Below are 1,833 nucleotides of genomic sequence, written 5' to 3'. Positions count from 1 at the left end.
TCCATACAGTTTGAATCACTGTGGAAATGCCGTTCCAAATCATAGAGAAGAAATCAGCAATTCTTTGTAAAATAGGGGTCAGAAAGGCAACTAATCCATTCCAGGTGCTAATGAAAAACTCACTAATCGCCATCCACACTTCGGAAGTAGTTTGACTGATACGATTCCAAACTTCTGATAATGTTTCAACTACTCCATCCCAAATTCCTGTCAAATACTCTACGATGGAATTCCATGTTTCCGTAGTAGTTTCAACAATCGAATTCCATGTTTCAGATAAGGACTCCGTTATTCCATTCCATAGTTCTACTAAAAACTCCTTAATTGAATTCCATACAGAAGCTGTAGATTCACTAATACTTTCCCATGCTTCAGTTGCCCATTGAGATATGCTGTCCCAGATGCCTGTTAGAAATTCTGTAATTGAATTCCAAACCTCGATAGTCCATTTTTTGATATCGTCCCAATTTTTATAAATCGCAATGCCTAGGGCTGCTATAAGCCCTATAATAATAGGAATTACAGCAACAAACGTAGCCGCTGCAGCTGCCCCAATCCCAAAGAGACTCATGAACGCCATAACGATAGGAGCAAGAGCCATAACTGTACCAGAAATCACACCAATAGCAACACCAATAGCTGTCAAAGTAGCTGCTAATTCTGGATTATTAGAGATCCATTCTGCAAATTTCGAAACAAGATCTGCTACTACTAATAACACCGGTTCAAGTGCCTTCTGTAAATCATTCATAGCTTTTTGCATTTTAGCTGCTGGAGACGCATCTAATTTAGAAGTGGTATTATGCAAATCCTCTACACCTTTTTTTAAATCAACTTGTTTTCCTTCTGCTTTTAAAATGGTATCAATGATTTTCTTTCCTTGGTCTTCCCAAAGGGTACCGAACATCTTCGTGCCAAGTACATTCCTGTCTGTTGCATTCTCAACACCAGCTAGAGCCTTGGTTGCTTCGAGCATCGCTTTTTGTCCGTTTTCACCGCCATCAGCTATTGCTTGCCCCCATTTTTCAAATTGATCTGCCGAAATCTTTGTTTTATCCAAAACCTCTTGCATAGACTTATCTACACCAGCCCCAAACTCAGCCATTTTGATACGTCCTTCTTTCACTCCATCTAAAAGGTTGTCGATATTCCAGCTTTTCGTATCAATCCCTGCTGCCATTATGCCTTGGACTTCTTTAGCTGTGAATCCAGCTTGAATCATCTGATCCCCGTATTCAGCAATAATATCTAATTGTTCAGGTGGAAATCCCATTTTTAAAAGTGTCTGGACTAAACCTAATGCTTCTTCGTTAGTGATTCCTAAAGTTGCACCGATCTCATTTGCTTCTTGAATTAATTCAGTAAAATCAATATCGGAATAAACTGCTACAATACCAGCAGCACCTTTGACTACAGCTGCATTCGTTTCATCAGAAGCATCTTTATTTAATGCCCATTGCCTACGGTTTCCTTCTAAAGCTTCATCTATGTCAACACCATACGCAGTAACAGTCCTTACTGATTCTTCAACTGACTTTTTAGATGACTCTGGCACTTCAAAAGATACGTCAATTTTTGTTTTTAACTTTGACATATCCATCGCTTTTTCAATCGCAGTGGATATACCAACGCCAGTTGCTATACCACCGATAACATTTTCTAATCCAATTTTTAACCCTTCAAACTTCTTCTCCGTTCTTCCGGCTTCTTGTTGTAAATCTCTTAATTCATTTCGTACTTGTTGAATTGAGTTTCCAGCATCCACAGAACGGAGCGCTCGTTGTAATTTATCAATATCTGTCCCTGCTCCTAATGCTTCTCGTCCGATAATTC

The 1,833-nt window shown here is 39.2% G+C and carries 1 protein-coding gene; it reads right to left on the bottom strand.

From position 1 onward, the window contains the following. The coding region (locus AB3X49_RS22980) for a phage tail tape measure protein (protein ID WP_483298796.1) at positions 1-1,833 on the bottom strand (1,833 nt) is incomplete at both ends.

The organism is Bacillus sp. C30 (genome assembly GCF_040838255.1).
Taxonomy (GTDB): domain Bacteria; phylum Bacillota; class Bacilli; order Bacillales; family Bacillaceae_G; genus Bacillus_A; species Bacillus_A mycoides.
This window is presented reverse-complemented; position numbering and strand designations above follow the sequence as displayed.